Genomic DNA, 671 nt, shown 5'->3' on the forward strand with positions numbered 1-671 from the left:
ACCACATCGGTATTCCCCTGGGCCAGCAGCGCATTGAACGTCGCCTGGTCCGGCGCATGCCCCAGGAGACCGATGTAATCGAGCGTCAAGGACACCTTGGCTTGCGAGCTGGCCTTGAACTCCGCTGACTCGGTAAAGCCCGCCAGCATATCGCCCCGCGAGAGACCATTGTTCAACTGCCCCAGCCAGTAAGCCTGGCCTGCCGCATCGGCACTGCGGTGCAGCACATTCTGGTACACCCTGTCCACAAAGGCCGTATTATTGAGGTTGCCATAGGTGCTCTGGAACTCGGCACTGGCCACAAAGGCGCTGCTGATGCCGCTCAGGCTGGCGCCGGCCTTCTCCTGCCCTATCCAGTAAGCCAGGCCATCCCGGTCAGGCAAACGGTCAAAGGCGCCAAAGTACAGGCGGGTCAGGCTACCGACATTATTCTGGAACTCGGTCGAAGCCAGCATCGATGCGGCCACCTGGGCACGGTTCAGATGCCCGCTGTCGATCTGCTGCTGCCAGTAGGTGATACCAGCAGTATCCCCCTCACGGAACAACACGTCACGGTAAAGCTGCATGGCAAACAGGTCAGCCCTGTGCAGCACATCATTGTCTTTCAGGTTCTGGTTGGTGCCGACCTTCGCTTCTATGGCATCGGGGATACCGTCACCATCCTTGTCGCC

The 671-nt window shown here is 59.8% G+C and carries 1 protein-coding gene; it reads right to left on the bottom strand.

The genetic code is table 11. The annotated features are described in order from the left end of the window. A partial coding sequence (locus tag LZ463_RS28900) for a DUF4214 domain-containing protein (RefSeq protein WP_241459780.1) occupies positions 1–671 on the bottom strand: 671 nt, incomplete at both ends.

The sequence above is a fragment of the Undibacterium paludis genome (assembly GCF_022568815.1).
GTDB lineage: Bacteria > Pseudomonadota > Gammaproteobacteria > Burkholderiales > Burkholderiaceae_D > Undibacterium.